The organism is Mesorhizobium sp. M1406, from assembly GCF_040317555.1.
Taxonomy (GTDB): Bacteria; Pseudomonadota; Alphaproteobacteria; order Rhizobiales; family Rhizobiaceae; genus Mesorhizobium.
The window spans coordinates 1-3,065 of the sequence record NZ_JAMYKW010000142.1; the positions used below are offsets into that span (position 1 = coordinate 1).

A 3,065-nucleotide genomic window follows, 5' to 3' on the forward strand; every position below is an offset into this window, starting at 1 on the left:
TATCGGCGACCTCCAGGTCCGCGCGCACCGGTTCAGCCGGGAGGCGTCTTGCCTTCCATCAGCGCCATCAGCCGGTCGAGCGGCCCTGCGACCGCGTGGATCGTCCGGGTCGAGACCTTGGTGTAGAGCGCGGTGGTATCGAGCTTGCTGTGCCCGAGCAGCCACGAGTCATAATGCTCACTTTCTATGTCATTGAAAATCAAAGCGCTGTTGGGCGGGATCGGCTGTTAGCGGACGCCGCGGGGCATTCTGTATGCGATAGGCGGCGATATCCGCCGCCTTGAACGCCCAAGGTGCACCATAACACACTTGCCGCCCTTTGATGATGCCGCGCCGGGCCATGCGCAGTGCCGTCATCACGCTCACATCCATGATTTGCGCGGCAGCTTCAAGAGTAATCTCGCCCCGCTCAGCCCATTCGCTGGCGCGGTGGACGGCAATGCCGTGATGGCTGCGGAACGAACAGATGCGCCCCTGGGTCCAGCCATTGCCTCGGCCCGTCGGCTTACCGGATCGATTGAGAAGCCGCGCAATCTGGCGGTCGGGCATCAGGCGCGTCAGCTCCCGCACCAGCGCCAACGTATCCTCGGGGACGGTCCAGCGATGCTTGCCGACGGTGTTCATCTTCACCTGCAATGCGGTGTGGTCCCCACCCCGCCAATGCAGGACCATTTCGATGACGTCGCCTTCGATGCGGACGACGATCTCGCATAAGGCCGCGCGAACGATCCTCTTGCGCGTCGCAGATGTTGCTGCCGGGTGCGACCAGGCTAGGTCCAGATCGGCGCCGAGCCGCATCAGCTGATCCCGTTCCTTCTCGCCCAGCGGTGCTGGTCTTCTCACTTCGAGCGCGGCGATCTCGCCTTCGATCTGTTGCACGTCTTCAAGCGCCTTGTTCCAGCGACGCTCCAACTCGCCAGCGACCAGACGATTGGCAGGGTCGACGGCATCATATTGCTGCCGCGCATGGGCAGCCTCGTAACGGGCCCGCTGCAGGGCCAACTCGAGCTGCCTTTGTCGGGCTGACGTCTCGCCCGCTTGAGCCTCGAGCGCCTTGACCGCGGCGTCGATGCCGAGCGGCTTCAAAACGCGAAGAACCTCTTTGCCGACCGCATCGTCGGCGCGCAAGCCGCCAAATGAGATGCACCGCTTGGTGCCATGATTGATGCGCGCACCCCCGCAGTGATAGCGCCCCGACTTACCGGCGTAGCCCACGTACATCTTGCGACCGCAGTGGCCGCAACGCAGAAGCCCTGCAAGAAGCATCCCCCCGCGCCGTACCGCGCCCCTGGCGGTGGCGCCGCCTTTGCCGGTCGCGTTGTTGGCGATCACCTGTTGGTTCCTCTCGAACGCGTCCCACGTAATGTAGCCTTCGTGCTGGTCCTTCAGCAGGACATCCCATTCAGTCTGGGGACGCCGCAGCCCGCGCCGCACGCACTTGCGGCCGTCCTCAATGATGATCTTGCTTGTCGTGCGGCCGAAGGCATAGGCGCCCGCATAGACCGGGTTGGTCAGAATGTTGTGCACCGTATTGTAGAGCGGCAGCTTCCAGGCGATGCAGCGCCCCTCTCCGTCATGCCACTTCACGGGCAAGGCGATACCTTCGTCTCTGAGCCACAGATGGACCTGCCGCACGCTCTGTAGCTCGGCGAACTTCGCGAACACCAGCTTCAACGCATCCTGCACGCGCTGGTCCGGATCCTTTTCGATCCGCTCGCGTCCGGTCTTCACATAGCCGGCGGCGACGCCGAGAAACAGCGCGCCCCGGCGCGCTTTCTGCTTCAGGGCCTCGTGCGAGCGCTGACGAAACAGCGACAACTCGAGCTCGCTCATCGTGCCTTTCATGCCAAGCAATAACCGATCATTGGGATGCCGAGGATCGTAGATTCCGTCCTCGTCGACGATGACGGTGCCGACCAATCCACAGAACTCTATCAGTGTATGCCAGTCGCGACCGTTACGCGCCAATCGAGAGGCCTCGATCGCGAACACAGCGCCCGCGTGCCCTTCGCAGATCGCCGCCAGGAGGCGCTCGAAACCCGGTCGGCTGGTGCCGCCGCCCGAGCGGCCGAGATCGTCATCGATGACCTCGATCGTGGCCCAGCCGAGCTGCCGGGCGCGATCGGCCAGCCCGTATTGCCGGCGTTGGCTCTCCTGATTGTGCATGAGCTGATCGGCCGTCGATTGACGGATATAGACGAACGCGCTGCGCGCCAGATGCTCAGCTTTGATCTTGGTCATTTGCGATCTCCCCCTTTGCCAGCGCCACCGCGACCTCGCGCAGCAGCGTCTCCACCAGCATTGCCAGCTCGACCTCCTGTGCCGGTGTCGGCACAACGCTTGGCGCGCCCGCTTCGAACAGGCTTGGTTGGGGACTTTCGAATTGGCGCTTCATTCTGATCTTTCTCCATCGTTGAGTCGGACTGGAGAAATCCTAAAAGCGCATCGATCTCGGCGCGCAGAGATTGCAAGACCCCGAGGGAAAACCGCGGCTCAGCCGACAGCTTGAAGTGCATCGCCGCCGGGTGCGTCATCCACGCCGGTATGCAGGCATGGGAGCCATCAGGCTGCGAAAGAACTACCAACTCGGTACCACGGTAGACATAGCGCTTCAGAACGAGCGCCGCTTCGCCGCAGCACGGGTGAAATGGATAGTAAATTTGCCCTTCTTCCGGCTGTTGGCGGGTAGTTTGTCGCTGTTTCGAGCAGCACCTGGATGACACGGATGTCGACATCCTGCTCAAGTAGGTGGGTGGCGAAGCTGTGACGCAGCGTGTGCGGACTGACGCGCTTGCGGATGCCGGCGACTTCGGCTGCTTCCTGGACCGCGCGATGCAGTTGCCGCGACGAGATCGGCGCCGTGCAGCCGCGCCCCGGGAACAGCCAGCCATGGGGGAGCATCACCCCCAGCCGCTTGCCTTCGCGCCACCACAGCCGCAGCAGTTCCAGTAGCTGCGGCGAGAGCATGGCGTCGCAGCAGTTCCAGTAGCTGCGGCGAGAGCATGGCGTTGCGGTCCCTGCGTCCCTTGCCCTGTTCGACGCGGATCAGCATGCGTGTCGAGTCG

At 63.3% G+C, this 3,065-nt stretch carries 3 protein-coding genes and 2 pseudogenes; all 5 read right to left on the reverse strand.

Annotation, left to right across the window (positions count from 1 at the left end):
* Positions 1 to 32 precede the first annotated feature (32 nt).
* Positions 33 to 203 (reverse strand): hypothetical protein, encoded by a 171-nt coding sequence (locus tag NKH03_RS34505; RefSeq protein ID WP_352973293.1) that lies wholly within the window; start codon positions 201 to 203, stop codon positions 33 to 35.
* On the reverse strand, positions 190 to 2,241 hold the full coding sequence (locus tag NKH03_RS34510) for a recombinase family protein (protein WP_352973295.1): 2,052 nt from the start codon (positions 2,239 to 2,241) through the stop codon (positions 190 to 192). The genes NKH03_RS34505 and NKH03_RS34510 overlap by 14 nt, the downstream gene beginning before the upstream one ends.
* Positions 2,222 to 2,395, reverse strand: a complete 174-nt coding sequence (locus tag NKH03_RS34515; protein ID WP_352973296.1) for a hypothetical protein — start codon at positions 2,393 to 2,395, stop codon at positions 2,222 to 2,224. The genes NKH03_RS34510 and NKH03_RS34515 overlap by 20 nt, the downstream gene beginning before the upstream one ends.
* Positions 2,396 to 2,498: 103 nt before the next feature.
* Positions 2,499 to 2,615 (reverse strand): annotated as a pseudogene (locus NKH03_RS35150) (hypothetical protein); the annotation flags it as partial.
* Positions 2,563 to 3,065, reverse strand: a pseudogene (locus NKH03_RS34520) (tyrosine-type recombinase/integrase); the annotation flags it as partial. The pseudogenes NKH03_RS35150 and NKH03_RS34520, both read right to left, overlap by 53 nt.

What these genes read in the sequence shown, in the direction of transcription:
- NKH03_RS34510 (WP_352973295.1), bottom strand. Translation starts at nt 2,241, where the DNA reads ATGACCAAGATCAAAGCTGAGCATCTGGCGCGCAGCGCGTTCGTCTAT.
- NKH03_RS34515 (WP_352973296.1), bottom strand. Translation starts at nt 2,395, where the DNA reads ATGAAGCGCCAATTCGAAAGTCCCCAACCAAGCCTGTTCGAAGCGGGC.